Here is a 22,897-nt window from a genome sequence, read left to right as displayed (position 1 = left end):
CTTCTGCTTCTGCTTCTGCTTCAAAAGCGTCCTGTGGCTCTTCTTCTATTGCAAGGTCTTCAGGCTCTTGATCCGGTAATTCAGGCGCTTCAAGTTCAACTTCTTGCTCGGTGCTTTCTGTTTCTGGCTCAGCGCTCTCCAAATCCAGTGCTTCATCTGCAATGAGGTCTTCAGCATCTGTCGCCTCTTCAGAATCAGCAATGTCTTCTGACTCCGCTGACGTTTGCTCCGGCTGTTCCAGATCGGTAGGTTCTACGTCAGCTTGCTCAAATTCTTCAGAAGCCGTTTCTTCATCCAACAGACTGTCGAGAAGTTCTAAGTCATCAGCAGTGGCCTCTGGCTCTTCAATCGCCGTATCTTCGGCTAAAGGCTCGTCATCTTGAGGGGCTTCTACGTCTGTTTGCTCTTCCTGCTCAAGAACATCGTCAAGCAATTCCAAATCAGATTCAGACGCTTCTGGCTCTACCTCAAGGTGATCAGGGGTTTCCTCAACGAGAGCGTTCAGCTCATCAAGTGCTTCTGTGTCGTCAGCAACTAAAGACTCATCTGACTCTGGAATATCCAGTTCGTCTGAGGTTTCAAGGACATCATCCAATACATCCACTGGACTTTCATCGGCTGCTTCATCGAGAAGATCGCCATCAATATCGAGTTCATTGTCGATATCCAGCTCGTTATCGATATCAAGCTCACTGTCAACATCGAGGTCATTACCGAGCAAGTCATCGTCAGGGACTTCATCCAGCAATGCACTTTCGTCTTCAAGTGTGTCGCCATCATCAATCAGTTCGTCGAGCAGTACATCGGTTTCGCCAAGATCAACGTCTTCCTGCTCTTCCGAGTCACCCAGTACATCACTCAATAGGTCATCTTCATCGATAGACTCGTCAAGTAGTGCGCTTTCATCCAGCGGATCTATGTCGCCATCTTCACTGACCAGTTCATCAAGCAAAGCATCCGACTCAGACAGATCAGCTTCTGGTTCAGTGTCCAATGACAAATCATCGATGTCATCTTTTACTTCTGCCTCAACCGTATTGCCATCTTCATCAATCAGGTCATCGCCCAGCATTTCATCCAGAAGTGCGTCCGGATCTGCAATATCTTCATCTTCTGAGACACCATCACTGATGAGATCAATGTCTTCATCGAGCAGCCCATCCAGCATGGCAGAATTATCATCTGCGCTTTGTTCTGGTTCTGCGGCATCGCCGATAAGGTCATCGATATCGTCATCAGACAAATCGATATCCTGAGACAAATCCACTTCTGGCTCATCATCAAGTACCTTATCGAACAGGGCTTCATTGGTTTCAAGATCACCTTCTGAAGTCTCTTCTTCCTGTGCTTCCAGAGCGGGTTCAACATCTTCAGAATCCGTTTCTTCCGCAGTGGCTTCTTCGCTGCCACCTGACTGCTCTGCATTCAACAGAGCGTCAATGTCATCGACTTCTTCATCGTCGCCGCCACCCAGAGATTGCTCCCACATTGCAGCCAGTGCTTCATCAGGGCTCAGCTCGGACTCTTCTGGTTGGGAAGACATTTCATCAAGCGCGCGCTCCATGTCTTCAAGGCCGATTGCACCGTCAGTGTTGGCTTCGATATCTAAATCAGTGCTGGTATCGAAGTCATCATCCAAGCCAACATCCAGATTCGATGTCAGGTCAGTATCTGCATCAATGTCGAGGCCACCCTCTTCGGGCTCCTCTGAAAGCTCAAGGGTGTCTGACAGGTTAATGTCATCAAGATCATCTCCCATGTCATCGCCAAAGAGCTGATCGGCATCGATATCATCGGTAACTTCGAGTTCGTCATCTTCCAGAACCAGTTCGTCGGTGTCATCGTCCGCCACCATCACAGCGTCAAGTTCCGGATCTTCGCCGTCTAAACCTTCCGGCTCTTCCACATCAACATCTTCGTCTTTACGACGACGCATGATGAAGAAGGCAGCAGCACCAATCACTAGCAGTGCGGGAATAATCGCCATGGTCGCCAGCATCAGCGGGCTAGCCATCAAGGATTCAAAGAACGAAGGTTCTTTCATTTCCATCTGCGCCTGACGTAGACGCTGGATTTCGAGGAATTCGCGAATTTCTTCTGTCAGTTCTTCATCCGCGGACATTTGGTCTTTGAGAACAGCCAGTTCGTTTTGAACTTCAGCCAGACGGATTTTGAGGATGTGATTACTTTCAACCAACTTGCCCATTTGCAGGTCAGATTCATTAATCTGATTCTGAACGGTAGACATATTTGGCTTGGCTGGTGCACCGGATGTGTCCCCTTCAGGCTCCATCATCTCCTTCTCTTGCATTGGCTTGTTCTCAGCCATGGAATCCGTTTCAACGGATTCCATTTCTGGCTTCGCAGTTTCTGCCATTGCAGGTTCAGGTTTCGGCGCTGGCTTAGGCGCAGGTTTTGGTGTGGCAGCAGGTGCTTTAACTTGCTGACTCAACGGCTGGTTAGCAACGCGTTGTGCGTCTTTTCGCGCCTGATCAATTTGCAGGCGACTTGCTACGTCATCCGTACTTTCGCGGCGAATTTCCGTCAGGGTTGGCATCAACAAAGTGCTGCCAGGAGTCAGACCGTGAATATTGGCATCTTCGAACGCGCCTGGATTGAGGCGGAAAATGGCACCAATGGTCTGATAAACAGTCACAGAGTTATTTGGCTGATAACGCGATGCAATCGACCACAATGTGTCCGAGTCACGGGTTGGACCAACCGATTGGCGTCGGTTCACCGAAGATAGTGGCGCCTGATTTTGTTGAGCCAGAGGTGCAGCAGCATTAGGCGGAGGAGATTCTTCCACCGGGCCAAGAATACGAATAGCAGAGTGCGCAGAGAACGGAACACCGAGGCTCAGCAATAAAGACGAGACGACAAGCGTTTTGCCGAGACGACCACCTGATAAGTATGAAAAAAGAGTTCGCTTCATCGCGTTATAAAAATCTGGGTCAGACACTGCCCGCATTCCCCTATGGCAGAATAAAAGGCTTTTCACAATCGCGGCGCGTTTCCCTACTGAAGTCGTTGGGAGGTAAGGCGTTAAACACCTGCTGCGATTGATATTACTGGTTATTTCCCTAACTATATCGGAAGCCCAGCTGAAAACTGTAGTGTGAAGAGATAAAACTGTGTTTTGTGATCAAACAACCGGCAACAGATCACTGCTGCCGGCTGTTAGGTTGAATCAATCAAGGATGATTACAGGTAATCGCGGATCAGAAGTTCAGCGATTTGCACTGAGTTTGTCGCGGCCCCTTTGCGGACGTTGTCAGCAACAACCCACATGTTCAGGCCGTTCGGGTGGCTGATATCATTACGTACACGACCGACCATCACATGGTCTTTACCTGTCGCTTCTTTAACCTGCGTTGGGTAATCTTCACCGTAGTAGACTTCAACGCCTTCAGCACGGGATAGCAAGTCCATCGCTTCGGTGGCATCCAACGGCTGCTGACATTCAATGTGTACCGCTTCAGCGTGACCATAAAACACCGGCACGCGCACACAGGTTGGGTTTACCGCTACGGAGTCGTCACCCAGGATTTTCTGAGTTTCCCACACCATTTTCATTTCTTCTTTGGTGTAGCCGTTGTCCATGAACTCATCAATATGTGGCAGACAGTTAAACGCAATCTGCTTTTTGTAAGTGCTTGGCTCAGCTTCCTGACTGTTCAGCAGTTTCACTGTCTGGCCTGCCAGTTCATCAACGCCTTTCTTACCTGAGCCAGATACTGACTGGTAGGTTGCTACGTTGATGCGCTCAATACCTGCAGCATCGTAAATTGGCTTCAGTGCCACCAGCATTTGGATGGTCGAACAGTTAGGGTTCGCGATGATGTTACGGTTACGGAAATCCGCAATCGCTTCCGAGTTCACTTCTGGCACCACTAGCGGAACATCGTATTCATAGCGGAAACGTGAGGTGTTATCGATAACCACCACGCCTTCGTCTGCGGCAATCGGTGCCCAACGGTCTGAAGATTCCGCACCCGCTGAGAACAGTGCGATTTGAACCTGGCTCCAGTCAAAGTCTTCCACGTTTTTCACGCGGACGCTTTTACCGTTAAAACGGATGGTTTCACCGGCACTGCGCTCACTTGCCAGCAAGTGAAGGTTGCGCACAGGGAATTTACGCTCTTCCAACACCTCGATAATGGTGCGCCCTACCGCGCCTGTAGCACCTAAAACAGCGACGTCATAAGCCACATCGAATTCTTGTGTCATGATTATTCCTCTACGGTAAAACCTAAATTAGCGAGCGACTCTAACCCAAACGCTGCCTCGCCCGCTACTGTAATTGCACTGTACTCGCGTCTGTCCCAGTAATTCTTACGCAAGCGGTCAAAGCTTGCGCGTTGCTGCTCAACGTCGGCCACCGCTCGGCGAAACTCGGCATCATCACGGCGAATGTCATAAATGAGCTGGCACAGTGCCATCAGATCGCTTTCTTCCCAAGGTTTGCTCAGAGATACCTTTGGAATTGGCGCGACCGGCAGCAAAGACGCCGCTTCGACTTTTTCTTCCTGATTACCCAGAAACTCGCAGTAACTGTTGTAGATCATGGTGGTGCCGCGTGCTTTGCCTTCCAGTCCGTAACCCGCAACGTGCGGGGTGGCGAAAGCCAGCATAGGAAGAAGTTCCATGTCCACTTCCGGCTCAAACTCGAAAACATCCAGAACGGCAGTTAGCTGCTGTGTTTTCAGCGCAGCTTTCAATGCGTCATTACTGACCACTGGGCCTCGAGCCGCGTTGATAAGGATTGAACCAGGCTTCAGTGAAGCGATCTCCGCTTCACCCATCAGATGATGCGTTGGGTGTTCACCGTTTTTGGTTAGCGGCGTATGGAAGGTCAGAACATCACACTCTGCAATCAACGTCTGTAGAGGATGAAACTCGCGTGTGTCGCCTTCCGCTTGTTTGAGCGGGTCGCACAAAAGGTGTGGAATGCTTAGCGCTGACAGACACTTCGACAGGTAGCTACCCACCTGACCTGCGCCCACAATGCCGACCTTACGGTCAGCAATAGAAAAGCCCTGTTGTTGACTCAGCACCAGCAGCGCGCTTATCACGTATTCAGCCACACCCACTTTGTTACAGCCTGGCGCAGCAGTAAAGAAGATGCCTTTGCTGGCAAGCAGCTCCGCATCAACATGGTCGGTGCCTGCGGTTGCCGTACCGACAAATTTCAGTTTGCTAGCTTTTTCCAGCAGCGCTTCGTCAACCTTGGTGACGGAGCGAATCATCAGCGCATCAACGTCAATCAAGTCTTCTGCGGTCAGGGTACGACCTGCTTTTGCGGTAACCGTACCCAGCTTGCTGAACAGCTCAGCGGCATACGGCATATTTTCATCAATCAGAATGTTCAAGTGCGTTTACTCTTACATTTATTCCATTGGCGCTATTGTGACGGTTTTCTGCGCCAGATAAAACGAAAAAACCCGGCCAATTGGCCGGGCAAAATCCAGGATCTGAAAGGTAGAGATCGGCTCTCAACGATCTAAACCTGCGTCTGTTGTAGGCATAAAGCCAACGTCCCGGAAAACTGAAGAGCCTTTTGACTTTGATAGTCAGTGGCTCCGGGGACAAGTGAGACGCTTATCCCTCGTATTTTTTGATAACCAGCGTGGCGTTGGTACCACCGAAGCCGAAGCTGTTAGACATGACTGTCTTCAGCTCTACTTCACGGGTTTCCGACACGATATCCAGACCTTCAGCGGCTGGGTCCAGATTTTCAATGTTGATGCTTGGTGCAACGAAGTTGTTTTCCAGCATAATGGTGGAGTAAATCGCTTCGTGAACACCTGCCGCACCCAGCGCGTGACCGGTCATGGCTTTGGTTGCAGAAATGGCAGGGCTGTTGTTGCCGAACACTTCCTGAATCGCGCCCAGCTCTTTCACATCACCCACTGGCGTAGAGGTGCCATGCGTGTTGATGTAGTCGATTTGATCAACGTCCTGCATCGCCATCTTCATACAGCGGATCGCGCCTTCGCCTGATGGCGCTACCATGTCGTAGCCATCTGACGTTGCACCGTAGCCCACGATTTCACCGTAGATTTTCGCACCACGCGCCAGCGCATGCTCAAGCTCTTCGATAACCATCATGCCGCCACCACCAGAGATAACGAAGCCATCGCGGTCTGCATCGTAGGTACGTGATGCTTTTTCTGGGTTGTCGTTGTATTTGGTCGACAGCGCGCCCATAGCGTCAAACATCATGGTCAGTGACCAATCAAGCTCTTCACCACCACCTGCAAAAACAACGTCTTGCTTGCCCAGTTGAATCAGTTCAACAGCGTGGCCAATACAGTGTGCTGATGTCGCACACGCAGAGCTCATGGTGTAGTTCACACCACGGATTTTGAATGGTGTTGCCAGACAAGCTGAAACCGTTGAAGACATGGTACGTGGCACCATGTAAGGACCAACACGTTTTACGCCTTTCTCACGTAATGTGTCTGTGGCTGCAACCTGGTTAATTGACGATGCGCCACCTGAACCGGCAACCAGACCGGTGCGGTCATTAGACACCATATCTTCTGTCAAACCGGCATCTTCGATAGCCTGTTCCATTGACAGATAAGCGAAGCCCGCAGCATCGCCCATAAAACGAAACTTTTTGCGATCAATGTGATCAGCAGGATTGAGCTTTAAATCACCCCAGACATTACTGCGAAGCTTCATGTCTGCGAACTGTTGGGAAAAGCTAATCCCTGATTTACCCGTCTTTAATGACTCCAGCACTTCTTTAACGTTGTTACCGATGCTGGAAACAATTCCCATACCTGTAATTACGGCTCGTTTCATCTTTTGTTCCTACAATTCGAGTTCGCACCGATGATAGCGGTTTTGATACGCCTAAGTGGTCAGCTTTCCTAGAGTACAGGTGTAAGCTGAAATTTTTCACATACTGACACAGACCCGTTGTCGGTTCTGTATATTCCGTCGAATTGGCGATAGAATCCGCGCTCGACGTGCAACCCCCGTTTTTATTAAGGTAAGGCTTGTGACCCAAACCCGTATTGAACACGCCCAAATTCACTGGAATGACGCCGGAACACCGGTCTCTGACAACTTTGACGATGTTTACTTTTCCAATTCCAATGGTCTGGAAGAAACGCGCTACGTGTTCCTACAGCAAAACCAGCTACCAAACCGCTGGGATACCTTTTCACACGACCGATTCGTGATTGCGGAAACCGGGTTTGGTACAGGCCTTAACTTCTTGGCTGTGTGGCAGTGGTTTGCCCAATTCCGAAAGGAAAACCCTGAGGCTCAAGTCAACCAGCTTCATTTCATCAGCTTTGAGAAGTTCCCGGTCTCCGTCACTGACTTAGAAAAAGCCCACGCAGCCTGGCCAGAGTTGGCGGATTTCGCCGAAGCACTACGCAAACACTACCCAGCAGCAGTTTCTGGCTGCCACCGTTTGGTACTGGCAGATGGCATGATCACGCTGGATTTGTGGTTCGGCGACATCAAAGACTGTATGCCGCAAGTATGGACGTCTGATGACGGTATTGTGGATTGCTGGTTTCTGGACGGCTTTGCACCGAGCAAGAACCCAGAAATGTGGAGTCAGGCGCTGTTCGACGGCATGGCAAGACTGGCCAAACAGGAATGTACCGTGGCCACTTTCACAGCAGCTGGCTTTGTGCGTCGCGGCTTAATTGACGCGGGCTTTGAAATGAAGAAAGCCAAGGGCTATGGCACCAAACGCGACATGATTGTCGGCACCATGGTCGAACGTAACCAGCCACGCCAACAGGCTCCTTGGTATAAACGTACTGCACCACAAAATAGCAATGACATTGCGATTATTGGTGGCGGTGTGGCGAGTGCCACCTTGGCACTGTCACTGGTACGTCGTGGAAAATCAGTCACCCTTTATTGCGAACATGACAAGCCTGGACTTGCCGCATCTGGCAACCGACAAGGCGCGGTGTATCCACTTCTAAATGGCAGTGACGATGCCCTTTCTCGCTTCTTTGCGCCGGCATTTCTGTTCTCCCGTCAGTTTATTGAACAGGCAGCAGAAACGGTTTCGTTTGATCACGATTTTTGTGGCGTTACTCAATTAGGGTGGGATGAAAAAAGCGCGGACAAATTGGCGAAGATGCTGACAGGTGGTTTTCCGGAATCTCTTATCCACGGCATCACCAGAGAAGACGCCAAATCACTGACTGGCATTGAAACCGGGCACGGCGGCGTCACCTATTCTCTCGGCGGTTGGTTGTGTCCTCAGCAGTTAACCCAGGGCTTGATAACCAATGCGGAAAAAACTGGCCTGTTGACCTGTCATTACAATACCGAAGTGACGAAAGCCAGTTATAAGGACGGGTCGTGGACACTGGCTTCAAACCAAGGCGAACGGACTCACGATACCGTGGTGATCGCTAACGGTCACAAGTTCACCCAGTTTGAGCAAACCTCACCCATCCCGGCCTATGCGGTTCGTGGTCAGGTGTCCCACATCAATACCACGCCAGCGTTAAAGCAACTCAAAACCGTGTTGTGTTATGACGGTTACCTGACGCCGGCCAACCCAAAAAATGATACCCACTGCATCGGTGCCAGCTACAGCCGGAATGATACTTCCATGGACTTCCGCATGGACGATCAGGCTGACAACAAGCAGCGCCTGGTCGATTGCATTCCTGCTGAATGGCCAAAAGAGATTGATACTGACCATGGTGGTGGTCGCGTAGGTATTCGCTGTGCCAGCCGCGATCATTTGCCATATGTTGGTGATGTCTGCGACTTTGAAGCTTTGAAAACCCTATACAGCGAATTGCGTGACAAAAAAGACAGTGCCGAAGATGTGCCGGTTTACCCGAACCTCTATAGCCTGTTGGCACTCGGTTCCCGCGGTTTAACCTCAGCACCCATCCTCGGTGAGCTTCTGGCTTCACAGCTTTGTGGCGACCCACTACCCATGCCGGTTGATGTGCTTAACGCCTTGCATCCAGGACGTATGTGGGTAAGAAAACTGCTCAAGGGTAAAGCGCTTTAGTAGGGAATGATAATTCAAACAAAGAAGGCGCCAATTGGCGCCTTCTTCTTATCTGGATGCAGTGTTTAACCCGCCTGTTCTTGTAACGATGCCCAGAGGTTGCCCACCAGCACTTGATCAGAAGGGTTCAGCTCGTTTGAATTTTCTTTCAGGCTTTCGTCAACACGTACCTTCAGCGCAGACACATCTTCGATGCCGTCCTGCTCACAATCTGCGGCCGCCAGCGAGACATGACCACGCAGATAACCGCTGGCAAACAACTCATCATCAGATGCGGTTTCTACCATGGCATCAATCAGGTCGAGGATTTTCTCTTCGTATTCTTGGATCATTTTTAGCTCTCAGGAAAAGTCTGCTGGCGTTAAAGGAGGACGATTATAAAACGTTCGAAGGGCGTCTGAATAGGTTTTGGCGCGCGTAGGCATGCCGTCTTCCAGATATTTCATCACTTGCTTACGCACTTTTGCGGTAAATACCGGGCGGTCAGGTTCGAAAGAACCGTTTAGATTGTCGCAGCTTACCTGGAAGCGAAAGCCACAACTGGCCGACAGAATCCACTCTACCGCCTGAGGTTTGATTTCTACCTTTTCAAACTCGGCTTGCGTCTGCTCATCGCGTCCATCCGGTAGATACCAGTAGCCAAAGTCTTCCAGCAAACGGCGTTCGGGCCCGGCAATGCACCAGTGTGACACTTCATGAAGCGCAGAGGCATAAAAACCACGGGCGAAGATGATTCGGTGGTGTGGGTTGTCATCATCCGCAGGCAGATAAATCGGCTCATCGCCGCCCAGCAGCAATTCTGTATTGAAAGAATCAATAAAAGTCTGATTAAAGACAGAAATAAGATCGTTGTAATCGTGTTGCATGGCGCGAATTGTAATAATGAAGTTACAGCAAATTCAGTTAAGCGGGCATTTTACCTGCCAAAGCCCCCATTGTCGCAGCAAAAAGCGCCGTTTTAGGCCAATTCCACCATCAAAAGCATGAATTCAATTCATGCGTGACCTCACAACCTTTCATTGGATTGAGAGGTTAATCACAACTATGATTGCGCGAAATTATCCCATTCAAATGCAAGTTACTGAATATCATGTTGTTGTCCACGTTATACATCGTTGGAATTACCGCTGAAGCCATGACAGGCGCACTGGCGGCTGGACGCAGGAATATGGACTGGTTTGGCGTCATGCTGGTCGCAGCCTGCACAGCCATTGGCGGCGGTACCGTGCGTGATATTTTGCTCGGTCATTACCCCCTTGGTTGGGTCGCTAACCCGCACTATCTGGTGATTGTCTGCGTTGCCGGTATCGTCACGACCTGGATGGCATCCTGGGTGGCCCGCAATCACAAGCTTTTTGTTTGGCTGGACTCACTCGGTCTGATTGCTTTCAGCATTATCGGTTGCCGTGTGGGTATGGACATGGGGTTGTCGCCGCTGATTTGTGTGGTGTCCGCGCTGGTCACAGGCATCTTTGGTGGCCTTTTGCGCGACTTACTGTGTCGCCGTCAGCCAATGGTGCTGCATAAAGAGCTTTATGCTTCTGTCGCTTTCTTAGCAGGCGCTATGTATTGGGCACTGATGACCTACGGAAACCAGTTTGGCATTGATGAGAACATCGCGACCATTTCTACGCTGGTGACTGGCTTTGTCTTCCGTATGTCGGCGGTGAAGTTTGGCTGGAGCCTGCCGGTGTTTAGTTTTGAAGCGGAAGAACAAACCATTCTGGGAAAAGAAGGACCTAGATCCTAGGTCCTAGGAAGAGCAAAGAACAAAAAGAAGGGCTGGCGGTGTAGACCGTCAGCCCTTTTCTCTTGTATTGGCTTTTGCTAATTCTAGGACCTTCTTTTCCTAGGCCCTAGGATATTTCATTTAAATCTTCGGCGTATTGGTATGCACACCCGCATTCTGCGCGCGGTGGCGCAGCAGGTGGTCCATCAATACAATCGCAACCATGGCCTCTGCAATTGGTACCGCGCGGATACCGACACACGGGTCATGACGACCTTTGGTAATCACATCGACGGTTTCACCATCTACGTTGATGGTTTCACCCGGTACCGTGATGCTTGAAGTTGGCTTCAATGCAAGGTGCGCAACGATATCCTGACCAGATGAAATCCCACCAAGGATGCCACCCGCGTGGTTGGATTTAAAGCCTTCCGGCGTCAGTTCATCACGGTGCTCGCTGCCGCGCTGGTTGACGACGTCAAAGCCATCGCCCACTTCCACGCCTTTCACGGCATTGATACCCATCAGCGCGTAAGCAATGTCTGCGTCTAAACGATCAAACACTGGCTCGCCAAGACCAACAGGTACGTTATTCGCGACCACGGTCAATTTGGCACCAATAGAATCGCCTTCTTTTTTCAGCGCACGGATCAGTTCATCCAGCGCTTCCAGCTTTGTTTCATCCGGGCAGAAGAATGGGTTTTGCTCAACTTGATCCCAGTCGACCTTGTCGATGGTCACATCACCCATTTGAGAGAGGTAACAGCGGACTTCAATACCAAACTCTTGCTTGAGGTATTTCTTTGCAATCGCACCCGCAGCAACACGCATCGCCGTTTCACGAGCTGAAGAGCGGCCACCACCACGGTAATCGCGGTGTCCGTATTTTTGGTGGTAAGTGTAATCAGCATGACCAGGACGGAAGCGGTCTGCAATCTTGGAGTAATCCTGTGAGCGCTGGTCGGTATTTTCAATAACCAGGCCAATCGACGTCCCTGTCGTTTTACCTTCGAAAACGCCAGAAAGGAACTTCACTTCATCCGGTTCACGACGTTGAGTCGTATATTTTGAGGTACCCGGACGACGACGGTCCAGATCGACCTGTAAATCTGCTTCTGAAATTTCAAGTCCCGGTGGGCAACCGTCAACAATGCAGCCCAACGCCAATCCATGACTTTCACCAAAAGTGGTGACCCGAAAAACCTGACCTATTGAATTGCCTGCCATTACTTCCTCTGTTTCTCTCCGGTCGACGTATCACAACCGCATTAGCATGCACCTAATGAAACATAACCGCGATTGAGAAGCAAAAGCTTTTTTTATGTACAGGTGGAAACTCCCTGTAATACTGGGCTGGTTTCAAGAAATGAGGCAAAACCGGAAAGAGAGATACAAAAAAGGCCGAAATCTATAATTTCGGCCTTTTTCTTAGGGGCAAAGACAACAATTAGTCTTTATAGATAGAAAATTCGTCGGCAACACTGACCAGATCCTGATAAGTCATCAGGAAGACACCGTGGCCGCCATTTTCAAATTCCAGCCAAGTCAGTGGCAGGTGCGGATACTGCTCCTGAACGTGAATCATGGAGTTGCCCACCTCACAGATCAGAATGCCCTGCTCAGTCAGGTAATCCGGTGCATTGGCGATGATGCGGCGCATCAGTTTCAAGCCATCGGTCCCTGCAGCCAGACCCAACTCTGGCTCGTGACGGAATTCATCCGGCAGCGAGTTCATGTCTTCTTGATCCACGTATGGTGGGTTAGAGACAATCAGGTCGTATTTGTCTTTTGGAAGATCGCGGAACAAATCTGAGCGGATTGGGAAAACCTGCTGCTCCAGGCCATGCTCCTGAATGTTCATCTCTGCCACTTCCAGCGCATCGGTAGAAATGTCCACCAGATCTACTTCAGCGTCAGGGAACGCGTAGGCACAGGCAATACCAATGCAGCCACTGCCAGTGCACAGATCCATGATACGGCTTGGCTCGACTTCCAGCATTGGGCTGAACTGATTCTGAATCAGCTCACCGATTGGTGAACGTGGCACCAGCACACGCTCATCCACGTAGAATTCCAAATCGCAGAAGTACGCTTTGTTTGTCAGGTAAGCCACTGGCGTGCGCTCGTTGATACGACGGATTACGCGTTCAACAATACGGTGACGTTCACTGGTGGTCAGACGCGCAGTTTGCGTTTCTGCAGGCACATCGATTGGCAGATAAAGTGTCGGCAGTACCAGTTGTACCGCTTCGTCCCATGCATTGTCCGTTCCGTGACCGTAATAAATTCCTGCTGCATTAAAGCAACTTACCGTCCAACGTAGCATGTCTTGCAGCGTACGCAGCTCGTTGACGACTTCATCAACAATAATTCTATCCAAAATGGCCTCCAGTAGCCTCAACACATCACCGTCAGGGCGATTCCAACAGGAAAGCAGACATTGTTCTTATTTTAAGTAAAATGCAGCTAACAGAATTTGGAAATGACTTATGAGTAAGAAATCCCCGATCCCAGAAGATGACGACATGTCATTGTTCCGCGATGCGGTGAAAGGCGTTAAAAAACTGCAGCAGGATACCATAAACCCGCCAAGACGCCAGACAACAGAGCAAGCACGCAAAAAGCAGACAGAGTCCGCGGCGCGCGACCACACCTTCTATTTCTCAGACGAGTTTGAACCGCTGCTGAAAGAAGATGGGCCAACTCAATATGCGCGCACAGGTGTCTCCAAATACGAAGTAAAAAGACTTCGCCGCGGTGTTTACGTGCCGGATATGTTCCTGGACCTACACGGCATGACGCAACTGGAAGCCAAGCGAGAGTTAGGCGCACTGATTGCAGCTTGTATAAAAGAAGGGATCAGTTGTGCCTGTGTCATGCACGGTATTGGCAAACACATACTGAAACAGAAGACACCACTTTGGCTGGCACAGCACCCAGACGTGTTGGCATTCCATCAGGCACCACTGGAATTTGGTGGTGATGGCGCTTTACTGGTGCTGATTGAAATCCCGGAAAAATAGCCTGAAGCACAGATGCAAAAACGCCCTGTGTTGGGCGTTTTTTTATGTCTGCTTAAAGCTGTTTTCAACCAAGCGGTCAGGATGCGTAACCCATCACTTGCGACGGACTTTTCATCCACAGCACTTCGCTCTGTTCTGTTTGCGGATTGTATTCAATGCAGGAGATCGAAGAAGTCGGGAACATCGGCGGCTGAAGATCGGTTTCAAACTCTGCGGTGAGGTAACCCACCAGCGGGAGGTGCGACACCAAAAGAATCGACGCCGGATTATCAACGGAAACTAACGCGCGCAGGTAAGAAGCAACGTGCTCGCTGTCGCCATACGGCGTGATACCGTCTTCAGTCAAAACACTTTTCGCTTCAGGCAAAACGGCAGCACATGCCGACCAAGTCTGCTGTGCGCGTAAATAAGGACTCACCAAAACCAAGTCCAGTTTTCCCTCTGGCAGCTCTTGTGCCAGCCAGCGTGCCATTTCAACCGATTGTTGCTCACCACGATCGGTCAGCGGACGTTCTTCATCACTGGCGGCGAAGGTGTGTGCCTCACCGTGGCGCATAATATAAATTCGCATATCACAACAGCTGATTTTGAGTATTCTTCGATATGCTACCAGTCAATTCTTTAATCTGGAACGACTGATCGCACAGATGTTTGCCTCAATTTACTTACGTGGTCATAATTAAGACCTTGCCACTACCAGTGAAGGTGCTTTGTGCAAATCAGTCCCAACGATCATCGTAGCTACCGCCTTATTACTCTCGCCAACAATTTGAGGGTGCTTCTGGTAGAAGATGTGCAAGCACCGCGCAGTGCTGCTGCGTTAACCGTGAATGTGGGACACTTCTGTGATCCCGCTGATCGTGAAGGTTTAGCGCACTTTTTAGAACACATGCTGTTTCTCGGTACAGAGAAATATCCTGATGTCGGTGAGTTCCAATCTTTTATCAGTCGCCATGGTGGTAATAACAACGCCTGGACGGGAACCGAGAACACCACCTTTTTCTTCGATATCCGACACGACCATTTCGAAGAAGCGCTGGATCGATTCGGCCAATTCTTCTCTGCGCCTTTGTTCAATGCAGACGCAGTCGACAAAGAGCGCAACGCGGTTGACTCAGAATATCGCCTGAAGCTTCAGGACGATGTGCGCCGGATTTACCAGGTGCAGAAAGAGACCATCAACCCGGCTCACCCTTTCTCCAAGTTTTCTGTCGGTAGCCTCGACACCCTTGCCGATCGCGAGGGCAGTTCGGTGCGTGATGAGCTGATTGCTTTTTACAAGGCCCATTACAGTGCCAACCTGATGGCAGCCTCTATCACTGGTCCATTCAGGCTGGACGATTTGGAAACGCTGGCAAACCAAACTTTCAGTAATATTCCAAACCTTGACCTGTCGCCGTTTGTGCCAGACGTCCCGTTTGTCGATAAAGCCCAGTTGCAGCAGTTTGTCTGTATCGAGCCGCTCAAAGATGTTCGCAAGCTGACACTGGCATTTTCAATGCCAGCGACCGATGAGCATTACAAAATCAAGCCACTTTCCTACATTGCCCATCTTCTCGGTTATGAAGGTACTGGCAGTGTGATGTCTTTGCTCAAAGCAAAAGGGCTCATCAATAATCTGTCAGCAGGTGGTGGGATCAGCGGTTCGAATTTCCGAGAGTTTTCAGTCAGTGTCAGCTTGACCGAGGCGGGACTGACCAAGATTGACGATATCGTGACTTACATTTTTCAGGCTATCAGTCTTATCCGCGAGCAGGGGCTCGATGATTGGCGTTATGCAGAAAAACGTGCGGTGCAGGAAATGGCGTTTCGTTATCAAGAGCCGTCACGCCCTATCGATACCGTGAGTCATATGGTGCTCAACATGCAGCATTATCAGGATGCGGATGTGCTATATGGCGACTACATCATGCAGGAATATGACGAAGCCTTGATACGCCAGATGCTTGGCTATCTAACACCCGATCATCTTCGCCTGACGTTGATTGCCAAAGGTGGCAATTATGACCGCACGGCCAATTGGTACGACACCCCTTACAGCGTGAAACCATTCACTGAAGCTCAGCTCGAAAAATGGCGTGCGGCACATATCTCTCCCGCGCTGGCTTTACCAGAGCCAAACCCTTTTATCAGTTATGAACTCGACCCTGCAGATCTAGAAGCGCCAGAACAGCAACTACCTGAGATGATTCAGGAGTTACCGGGCTTTCGTTTGTGGCACTTGCAAGATACCGATTTCCGCGTCCCGAAAGGCGTGGTTTACGTTGCGATAGACAGCCCGCATGCAGTGCAATCGGTCGAGAACATCGTAAAGACCCGCGTCAGTGTTGAAATGCTGATGGAGTCGATCAATGAGACAGCCTATCCTGCCGAAGTTGCAGGGCTCAATTACAATCTCTATGCCCATCAAGGAGGTGTGACTTTGAAGCTCAGCGGCTTCAATGAAAAGCTGCCACTCCTGATGGACTTGGTATTGGATAAGTTTGCCAAGCGCGATTTCAACCCAGAGCGCTTTGAAATCATCAAAACCCAATTGCTACGAAGTTGGAACAACGCCACTCAGAACAAAGCCATTAACCGCTTATACAATTCGATGACCGGCATCTTGCAACCGAACAATCCAACGTATGAAGAGCTCATCGAAGCGCTGGAACCACTGCAGGTGACAGAGCTACCGGACTTTGTGCATCGCGTGATGTCGGAACTGCATGTTGAGATGTTTGTTTACGGTAACTGGCAGAAACAGCAAACACTGGATTTGGCTGAGCCTGTAAAAGATGCGCTTCGTGTGCACAATCAACGCTACCAGGAGTCCACCCGACCACTGGTTCTTTTGAAAGGTGCTGGTAGCGCGTCCTATCATCTGGGATGTGACAGTCAAGATTCAGCCGTATTGGTTTACTACCAGAGCCACGGCACTGAACCTCAGGATGTCGCCTTATTTACATTCGCTCAGCATTTGATGTCTGCCATCTTCTTCAACGAGCTGCGTACCAAGCAGCAACTTGGCTATATGGTTGGCTCAGGCAACATGCCAATGAACCGGCACCCAGGTTTGATCTTCTACGTGCAGTCGCCTCAGGCGGGACCGGCGAAATTGATGGAAGCAATAGACGACTTCCTCAACGCCTTCTTCCTGGTGCTGCTAGAGCTTAACGAAGCGCAATGGCAAGCCAGTAAACAAGGATTACTCGGACAGATAGAAGAGCCGGATGCCAATCTCCGCGCCCGCGGACAGCGTTTGTGGATCAGTATTGGCAATAAGGATGCAGAATTCACCCAGCGTCAGAACGTTGCAGCTGCTATCCGCGATATGGATCGCGCCGATATGGTGAAGTTTGTGGTCGAGCAATTGAAACCGCGCACATCAGATCGTCTGATCATGCACAGTTGCGGTGGCGCTCACCCTGATGAATGCAGCCTTGAAGGCACAAAGGAAATCGAATCTGTCACAGCGTTTCGTCGCAATCGCACCGAGCGAATTAACTAAGTGTTGATGGACTTTCCATGCTTCAGATATAAAAAATCCCCGGGCCAGCCGGGGATTTTTTGTTTAAAGCTTAATTAGTGGAACGTCTTACCTTCCGCAGCCATGGCTTTAAGCAGCTCACACGGTGCAAAGCGCTCACCATATTTGGCTTCATGCTGCTCAAGCATTTCCACCAAGCGCTTAATGCCAATGTGGTCCATATAGCGGAATGGACCACCAAGGAATGGTGGGAATCCGATACCGAACACAGCACCAATATCACCGTCACGCGCAGATTTCACCACACCTTCATCCAGACACTGGGCAGCTTCATTCAGCATCATCAGCACACAGCGGATGGCCAGTTCATGTGCGGATAGCTGACTTTTCAGCTCAACACCCAGTAAGGTGTAGACACGCTTATCGACTTCTTTTTTCTTACCGTTGTAAACGAAGAAGCCTTTGCCACTCTTACGACCTTTACGGCCATCATTGAGCATCACGTCGAACACATCCGGTGCGCGGAAACGCTCACCCAGTTCGTTCAACAAGATTGGGCTGATCTTCGCGCCAATGTCGATACCCACTTCATCCAGCAGTGTCACTGGGCCAACAGGGAAACCGAAATCCAACAGCGCATTGTCAATGTGCTCAACCGACTCACCGGACAGTAAGGTTCTTGCCGCTTCATTCATGTAAGGCGCAAGAATACGGTTCACATAGAAACCAGCCTTGTCAGCGACCACAATCGGCGTTTTACCTTGCTTCTTCGCAAGCTTCACCACAGTCGCAACGGCTTCTTCGGACGTGCCCGCATGTGGAATCACTTCTACCAGTGGCATTTTATCGACCGGCGAGAAGTAGTGCAGACCCACGATATTTTCAGGACGCTTTGCACCCTCGGCGATTTGATGGATTGGCAGTGACGAAGTGTTGGTGGCGAAGATGGTATCTTCAGCCAGATTCTCTTCTACTTCCGCAACCATTTGGTGCTTCAGTTTCAGATCTTCAAATACAGCCTCAACAACCACATTGTTACGGCTCATACCGGAATAGTCAGTCGTACCGCTAATGCGATCCATCTGCTTTTGCATTTCGGCTTTGGAAATGATGCGGCGCTTGCGCTTTTTATCCAGCAGTTTGTAGCTGTAAGCCATGGCATTCAGAATGCCATCGTTGCTGACATCTTTGACGCGCACTGGTGTATTCGCTTTGGTCGCAGACACATTAGCGATGCCAGCGCCCATCAAACCACCGCCCAGCACAGTCACGCCTGTCACAGTGCGAGGCTCAGCATCAGCGCCGGTTTCTTTTTTCATTGCTGTTGTCGCAAAGAAAATGCTGCGCAGTGCGGCAGATTCTGACGACATCACCAGCTCACCAAAGCGTTTTGCTTCCAACGCCAGACCTTTCTCTACGCCTTTATCCAAGCCGTGTTTGATGACTTCGAGGATAGCTTCAGTGGCAGGGTAATTACCGCGAGTTTTCTCACGGGTTTTCTTTGCAGCCTGATCGAACACAACAGAACGGCCAAGTGCATTGCCGCCCATCGCCCAATCCTGCCAGCTGCCTTTGCGCTTTGGCTTACCTTTCAGCGCCAACTCTTCAGCTACGCGAAGCAACACAGACTGGGGAGCCACATCATCGACAACGCCCATTTTCTTCGCTTTCTTAGCGCGAAGTTGTTTGCCCGTCAGGATCATATCCAACGCCCCCGGCACACCAATCAGTCTTGGAAGACGTTGCGTACCGCCGGAGCCTGGCAACAAGCCAAGCTGCACTTCCGGCAAACCTAAACGGGTTTTATCATCATCACTCGCGACTCGGCTATGACAAGCCAGAGCGAGCTCCAAACCACCGCCCAGCGCTGGGCCATGGATCGCTGCGACGACATGGAATGGCAGTTTCTCAATGCGGGAAAAAAGCTTCTGGCCATGCTCAGCTATGGCTTGTGCATCTTCTGCGGTATTGCAGGCATCCAACATGCGAACGTCAGCACCGGCCACAAAGTTATCCGGTTTTGCAGAGTGCAGCACCAAACCTTTAATATCACTTTTGCTTTCAAGCTCGCTCAGAATTGCACTGATTTCATCAACAAAGGTGGCTTGCAGGGTATTCATGCTTTCGCCAGGGACATCAATGCTCAGCCATGCCACACCGTTGTCACCGTAGCGCAGCGAGAACGCACCGTTTGTTGGGGTTGTTTGTTCCGTCATTATTCTGCCTCCAAGATCATCGCTGCACCCAGACCACCTGCTGCACAAGCAGTATTCAATGCCAAACCACCTCCACGGCGGCGAAGTTCATTCAAGGTTTGGGTTATCATGCGCGCACCGGTTGCGGCAAATGGGTGACCGTAAGCAATCGAGCCACCCAACACATTGAACTTGTCCATGTCGATTTCACCAATTGCCTGGCTACGACCGAGCTTCTGTTCTGCAAAGCTTTTGGACGCAAACATTTTTACGTTAGCCAACGTCTGCGCGGCAAACGCTTCATGCATATCAATCAGAGTTAGATCAGACAGCGTAATGCCAGCGCGATCTAACGCGATTGGCGTTGAGTAAGACGGCCCCATCAGCATGTCATGCTCAACCTGAATTGCAGAAAACGCGTATGAGCGGATGTAACCCAGTGGCGTTAGGCCAAGCTCTTTGGCACGCCCTTCACGCATCAGCATCACTGCTGCAGCACCGTCGGTCAGTGGCGTACTGTTTGCCGCAGTCACAGAGCCGTGCTTACGGTCAAAAGCAGGACGCAGTTTCGCGTAGCCTTCAACCGTGGAGTCTTCGCGAACATTGTTGTCTTTATCAATCCACTGGCGATAAGGTTCTGGGAAAGCCGTCATCACCTCATCACGAACCAATCCATCCGCCCAAGCTTTCGCTGCCAATGAGTGAGAGCGGTGTGCCAATGCATCTTGTTCCTCACGGGTGATGCCATGGCTCTTTGCCATTTGCTCAGCGGTTTGTCCCATGCTGAGGCCGGTCGAATATTCCGCTACAGCTGGTGGAACAGGCGCTAAGTCTTTGAGGGAGAGTGAGCTTAGGAGTTTTAAGCGCTTGCTCATCGTCTTAGCTTTGCTAAGCGCCAGCAGTGTCGCTGCCATGTGCTTAGAGACACCAATTGGCAGCACGGAAGAAGAATCTGCGCCACCTGCGATACCGATATCAACAGCACCGGCCATGATGCTTTCGGTGACGTTGACGACAGATTGGAAGCTGGTCGCGCAAGCGCGGCTGACACTGTAAGCATCAGTGTGAACATTCATACCTGTGCCAAGCACTATTTCACGTGCGATGTTCGGTGCTTCCGGCATTTGAACAACCTGTCCAAAAACCAGCTGGTCGATTAGCTTAGGATCAATGTCGGTACGGTTTAGCATTTCGCTAACAACCATCTTTCCGAGATCAACAGCAGGCACATCCGCATACGCGGTGGATTGTCGTGCAAACGGGGTACGTAAACCCGAGACGACAGCTATACGTTCACCCTGACGCGTAGTCAGATTCTGGGGAGAGTTCATTGCCGCTCCTTGCAATTATTAGAGGTCAGACCAGAAGAGTGTAACCAATTTGTTATCAGATTAAAACGTGCGTTTTAATTAAATCTGCCAAGCAAACATAGACCGTTACGACATTTTTGAAAATAAAAACTGAGCGAGAAGCGAAGTTGGAGAGTGACTAGAAACGAAAAGCAAAAAAAAAACCACACCTATCAGGTGTGGCAACGTATGTGGAAAGCAATCACGTATAAAATCAATTAACGTAAAGCCAATTGCAAATCAGGTCATAGACCTGAGGAGAAAGTAAAGTCAGCCTTCAAAAAGGAAGTTTGTCATCTTGCTCAACACGGTTTCATGCAACAGATTCGGTAAACCAACGAAGTCTGTAACACGTCACCAGATGACAGTGCCTACTATACCCACGCATCAGGAAGCGATTTTGAAGCAGATCAATTTTTTGTTTGATTACTCATCAATCGAAGGAAAGAGAGGCTAAAGCGAAGGGAAGATTGCGAGTTAGGTTGGATAAATATGCACTTGGTTGAATTTGTTTAATTCTTAGAAAGCTGTCTAAAACACTACAACCACTGCCTAATTGATTAAATTCAAACCAAATTACCTTCAGAAGGCAGGCTCCGTACATTTAACATGGTTATTTATTAGCCCAATCAACACTACAATTACAGCAAAGCGGCTAACCGTCTTAAAGCCAGATTGCTCACTTAGGGGCTGTTGACCTTTGGTGATGATTTTTGCAGCAATTTGGCATTTAATATCCTAAATAATCAGGATGATAGAATGGTTTTGAAATTATTTGGAAATAAAAAGTCAGAAACCAAGGTCTCTAGTGATATGGAAAAGCAGAGACGATACGAAGCGCTCGTGAGAGCCTGGCACAGAGACCTCTACCGTTATGCATACTGGTTGACGAAAGACCAGCACGTAGCGGAAGATTTGGTGCAGGAAACCTGCCTACGTGCATGGCGCTCGCTTGATAGCCTTCAAGATGACAACGCCGCCAAAGCTTGGCTGATCACCATCCTTAGGCGCGAAAATGCACGCCGTTTCGAGCGTAAACAGCTCGAATTGGTAGATATTGATGACCATCAGGTTGCAGACGATGCACGCCCTAGTGAAGAAGCCTCGGTAGAACAGCAATGGCTTCACAAGCAAATCATGCGTCTGTCACCAGAATATCGAGAACCGTTGGTGTTACAGGTCGTTGCCGGATTTAGCGGTGAAGAAATCGCTGAGATCTTAGACCTAAATAAAAACACTGTTATGACGCGTTTGTTCAGAGCGAGAAACCAATTGAAAGAGTTCATGGACAATCAAACTTCAGGCCAGCGAGGTGCGCTAAATGGATGAGCTCGAATTTCGTCGACGCCTTCTGGCGGACCCTCAGGATAAAGATCCTGAGATTCTGGCAGCAAAATCAGAGTCGCCAGCTAATCAAAAATTAGCATCAGAGCTAGATCAGCTAGATGCGCTATTAGATCAAACCCTGCGCGTGGATGTACCGGATGATTTGGTCGACAAAGTCCTGTTTAAACAAACCAGTGACGTAGTGCGAGAAGCAAGGAAGCCGCGCTTTCATCTGGCTATCGCTGCTTCTGTTGCATTTGCTTTCGGCATTATGCTGGGCCAATTCAATTGGCAGGCGCTACCGGTCTTGCCAGGACAAGCAAGCTTGGGACAAATTGCCCTAGAGCACTATTACCATGAAGAAGACTTCACCAATAACGTGTTCGAGGGTGCAACCTTGACCCAAGTGAATGCCAAGCTGTCACCATTAGGTAAAACCTTTAATGGTCAGTTACCTGGCGAAGTGTCGTACATCAACCATTGCAGCTTTGCCGATAAGCATGCTGTTCATATGGTGCTTAAAGGTAACAATGGCGAAGATTTCACTGTTTTTGTTGTGCCGCAGCAATCCAAAGCTATGGAAAACTATAGCGATGGCAATATGGAAGCTATTTCATTGCCAGCAGCCAATAACAGCAGTGTGATTGTAGTAGGCAAAGAAGGCGCAGATATCATGCCTGTCGCTGAACAATTGAAGCAACATCTCAATCAGAAGGCCTGATACAATCCATTACAAAATCTAGGGGAGCAGACGCTCCCCTTTTTCTTTTCCCGCAATTACAACCACCTA

Annotated in this window: 17 protein-coding genes; 6 read left to right on the top strand and 11 right to left on the bottom strand. The window is 49.9% G+C overall.

What is annotated here, in order from left to right:
• From RN22_RS02500 to fabB, 4 genes are all read right to left on the bottom strand, one after another.
• Positions 1 to 2,971, bottom strand: a 2,971-nt coding sequence (locus tag RN22_RS02500) for a FimV/HubP family polar landmark protein (RefSeq protein WP_046302954.1), incomplete at its 3' end; no start/stop codon positions are given.
• Between the two features lie 233 nt (positions 2,972 to 3,204).
• Positions 3,205 to 4,230 carry an aspartate-semialdehyde dehydrogenase gene (locus RN22_RS02495; RefSeq protein ID WP_046302949.1) on the bottom strand — a complete coding sequence of 342 codons (1,026 nt, stop codon included), beginning with the start codon at positions 4,228 to 4,230 and terminating at the stop codon, positions 3,205 to 3,207.
• Between the two features lie 2 nt (positions 4,231 to 4,232).
• On the bottom strand, positions 4,233 to 5,372 hold the full coding sequence (locus RN22_RS02490; RefSeq protein ID WP_046302948.1) for a 4-phosphoerythronate dehydrogenase: 1,140 nt from the start codon (positions 5,370 to 5,372) through the stop codon (positions 4,233 to 4,235).
• Positions 5,373 to 5,601: 229 nt separating this feature from the next.
• Positions 5,602 to 6,813: a beta-ketoacyl-ACP synthase I gene (gene fabB, locus RN22_RS02485; protein WP_046302947.1), complete on the bottom strand. Its 1,212-nt coding sequence runs from the start codon at positions 6,811 to 6,813 to the stop codon at positions 5,602 to 5,604.
• Between the two features lie 199 nt (positions 6,814 to 7,012).
• On the opposite strand from fabB, the gene mnmC reads away from it, so the two are divergent.
• Complete coding sequence (gene mnmC, locus RN22_RS02480) at positions 7,013 to 9,016, top strand: bifunctional tRNA (5-methylaminomethyl-2-thiouridine)(34)-methyltransferase MnmD/FAD-dependent 5-carboxymethylaminomethyl-2-thiouridine(34) oxidoreductase MnmC (RefSeq protein ID WP_046302946.1); 2,004 nt, start codon at positions 7,013 to 7,015, stop codon at positions 9,014 to 9,016.
• Positions 9,017 to 9,081: 65 nt separating this feature from the next.
• Here mnmC and RN22_RS02475 read toward each other — a convergent pair whose 3' ends face one another.
• The gene (locus RN22_RS02475; RefSeq protein WP_046302945.1) at positions 9,082 to 9,348 is read right to left on the bottom strand and encodes a YfcL family protein; all 267 of its coding nucleotides are present in this window, start codon (positions 9,346 to 9,348) and stop codon (positions 9,082 to 9,084) included.
• Positions 9,349 to 9,357: 9 nt separating this feature from the next.
• Positions 9,358 to 9,882 (bottom strand): elongation factor P hydroxylase, encoded by a 525-nt coding sequence (locus tag RN22_RS02470; protein ID WP_046302944.1) that lies wholly within the window; start codon positions 9,880 to 9,882, stop codon positions 9,358 to 9,360.
• Positions 9,883 to 10,106: 224 nt separating this feature from the next.
• Between RN22_RS02470 and RN22_RS02465 the strand changes: the two genes are divergently transcribed.
• Entirely contained in the window at positions 10,107 to 10,766 is a 660-nt protein-coding gene (locus RN22_RS02465) for a trimeric intracellular cation channel family protein (protein WP_046302943.1), read from the top strand.
• Positions 10,767 to 10,886: 120 nt separating this feature from the next.
• Here RN22_RS02465 and aroC read toward each other — a convergent pair whose 3' ends face one another.
• Positions 10,887 to 11,972 carry a chorismate synthase gene (aroC, locus tag RN22_RS02460; RefSeq protein WP_002537805.1) on the bottom strand — a complete coding sequence of 362 codons (1,086 nt, stop codon included), beginning with the start codon at positions 11,970 to 11,972 and terminating at the stop codon, positions 10,887 to 10,889.
• Between the two features lie 220 nt (positions 11,973 to 12,192).
• The gene (gene prmB / locus RN22_RS02455; RefSeq protein ID WP_046302942.1) at positions 12,193 to 13,125 is read right to left on the bottom strand and encodes a 50S ribosomal protein L3 N(5)-glutamine methyltransferase; all 933 of its coding nucleotides are present in this window, start codon (positions 13,123 to 13,125) and stop codon (positions 12,193 to 12,195) included.
• 109 nt (positions 13,126 to 13,234) lie between these two features.
• On the opposite strand from prmB, the gene smrB reads away from it, so the two are divergent.
• Positions 13,235 to 13,768: an endonuclease SmrB gene (smrB, locus tag RN22_RS02450; protein ID WP_002537807.1), complete on the top strand. Its 534-nt coding sequence runs from the start codon at positions 13,235 to 13,237 to the stop codon at positions 13,766 to 13,768.
• Positions 13,769 to 13,844: 76 nt separating this feature from the next.
• Here smrB and sixA read toward each other — a convergent pair whose 3' ends face one another.
• A complete protein-coding gene (gene sixA / locus RN22_RS02445; protein WP_046302941.1) occupies positions 13,845 to 14,339 on the bottom strand; it encodes a phosphohistidine phosphatase SixA in 495 nt (164 codons plus the stop codon).
• Positions 14,340 to 14,480: 141 nt separating this feature from the next.
• On the opposite strand from sixA, the gene RN22_RS02440 reads away from it, so the two are divergent.
• Positions 14,481 to 17,258: an insulinase family protein gene (locus RN22_RS02440; RefSeq protein WP_046302940.1), complete on the top strand. Its 2,778-nt coding sequence runs from the start codon at positions 14,481 to 14,483 to the stop codon at positions 17,256 to 17,258.
• A 74-nt stretch (positions 17,259 to 17,332) separates the two neighbouring features.
• Here the strand turns inward: RN22_RS02440 and fadJ are convergent, their stop codons facing one another.
• Together fadJ and fadI are read right to left on the bottom strand one after the other, a co-directional pair.
• Entirely contained in the window at positions 17,333 to 19,453 is a 2,121-nt protein-coding gene (gene fadJ / locus RN22_RS02435; protein WP_046302939.1) for a fatty acid oxidation complex subunit alpha FadJ, read from the bottom strand.
• Positions 19,453 to 20,763 carry an acetyl-CoA C-acyltransferase FadI gene (fadI, locus tag RN22_RS02430; RefSeq protein ID WP_039849816.1) on the bottom strand — a complete coding sequence of 437 codons (1,311 nt, stop codon included), beginning with the start codon at positions 20,761 to 20,763 and terminating at the stop codon, positions 19,453 to 19,455. The genes fadJ and fadI overlap by 1 nt, the downstream gene beginning before the upstream one ends.
• Before the next feature lie 777 nt (positions 20,764 to 21,540).
• On the opposite strand from fadI, the gene RN22_RS02425 reads away from it, so the two are divergent.
• Together RN22_RS02425 and RN22_RS02420 are read left to right on the top strand one after the other, a co-directional pair.
• Entirely contained in the window at positions 21,541 to 22,110 is a 570-nt protein-coding gene (locus RN22_RS02425) for a sigma-70 family RNA polymerase sigma factor (protein WP_002537816.1), read from the top strand.
• Positions 22,103 to 22,828: a DUF3379 family protein gene (locus tag RN22_RS02420; RefSeq protein ID WP_002537817.1), complete on the top strand. Its 726-nt coding sequence runs from the start codon at positions 22,103 to 22,105 to the stop codon at positions 22,826 to 22,828. The genes RN22_RS02425 and RN22_RS02420 overlap by 8 nt, the downstream gene beginning before the upstream one ends.
• The last annotated feature ends 69 nt before the right edge of the window (positions 22,829 to 22,897 follow it).

Source organism: Grimontia sp. AD028 (genome assembly GCF_000973155.1).
GTDB classification, from domain to species: Bacteria; Pseudomonadota; Gammaproteobacteria; order Enterobacterales; family Vibrionaceae; genus Enterovibrio; species Enterovibrio indicus.
This window is presented reverse-complemented; position numbering and strand designations above follow the sequence as displayed.

Bases quoted from the DNA above. Each gene is read 5' to 3' on its own strand.
- RN22_RS02470 (WP_046302944.1), bottom strand. From the start codon at position 9,882: ATGCAACACGATTACAACGATCTTATTTCTGTCTTTAATCAGACTTTT.
- aroC (WP_002537805.1), bottom strand. From the start codon at position 11,972: ATGGCAGGCAATTCAATAGGTCAGGTTTTTCGGGTCACCACTTTTGGT.
- sixA (WP_046302941.1), bottom strand. From the start codon at position 14,339: ATGCGAATTTATATTATGCGCCACGGTGAGGCACACACCTTCGCCGCC.
- RN22_RS02465 (WP_046302943.1), top strand. From the start codon at position 10,107: ATGTTGTTGTCCACGTTATACATCGTTGGAATTACCGCTGAAGCCATG.
- smrB (WP_002537807.1), top strand. From the start codon at position 13,235: ATGAGTAAGAAATCCCCGATCCCAGAAGATGACGACATGTCATTGTTC.
- fadI (WP_039849816.1), bottom strand. From the start codon at position 20,763: ATGAACTCTCCCCAGAATCTGACTACGCGTCAGGGTGAACGTATAGCT.
- fadJ (WP_046302939.1), bottom strand. From the start codon at position 19,453: ATGACGGAACAAACAACCCCAACAAACGGTGCGTTCTCGCTGCGCTAC.
- RN22_RS02495 (WP_046302949.1), bottom strand. From the start codon at position 4,230: ATGACACAAGAATTCGATGTGGCTTATGACGTCGCTGTTTTAGGTGCT.
- RN22_RS02425 (WP_002537816.1), top strand. From the start codon at position 21,541: ATGGTTTTGAAATTATTTGGAAATAAAAAGTCAGAAACCAAGGTCTCT.
- fabB (WP_046302947.1), bottom strand. From the start codon at position 6,813: ATGAAACGAGCCGTAATTACAGGTATGGGAATTGTTTCCAGCATCGGT.
- RN22_RS02420 (WP_002537817.1), top strand. From the start codon at position 22,103: ATGGATGAGCTCGAATTTCGTCGACGCCTTCTGGCGGACCCTCAGGAT.
- RN22_RS02475 (WP_046302945.1), bottom strand. From the start codon at position 9,348: ATGATCCAAGAATACGAAGAGAAAATCCTCGACCTGATTGATGCCATG.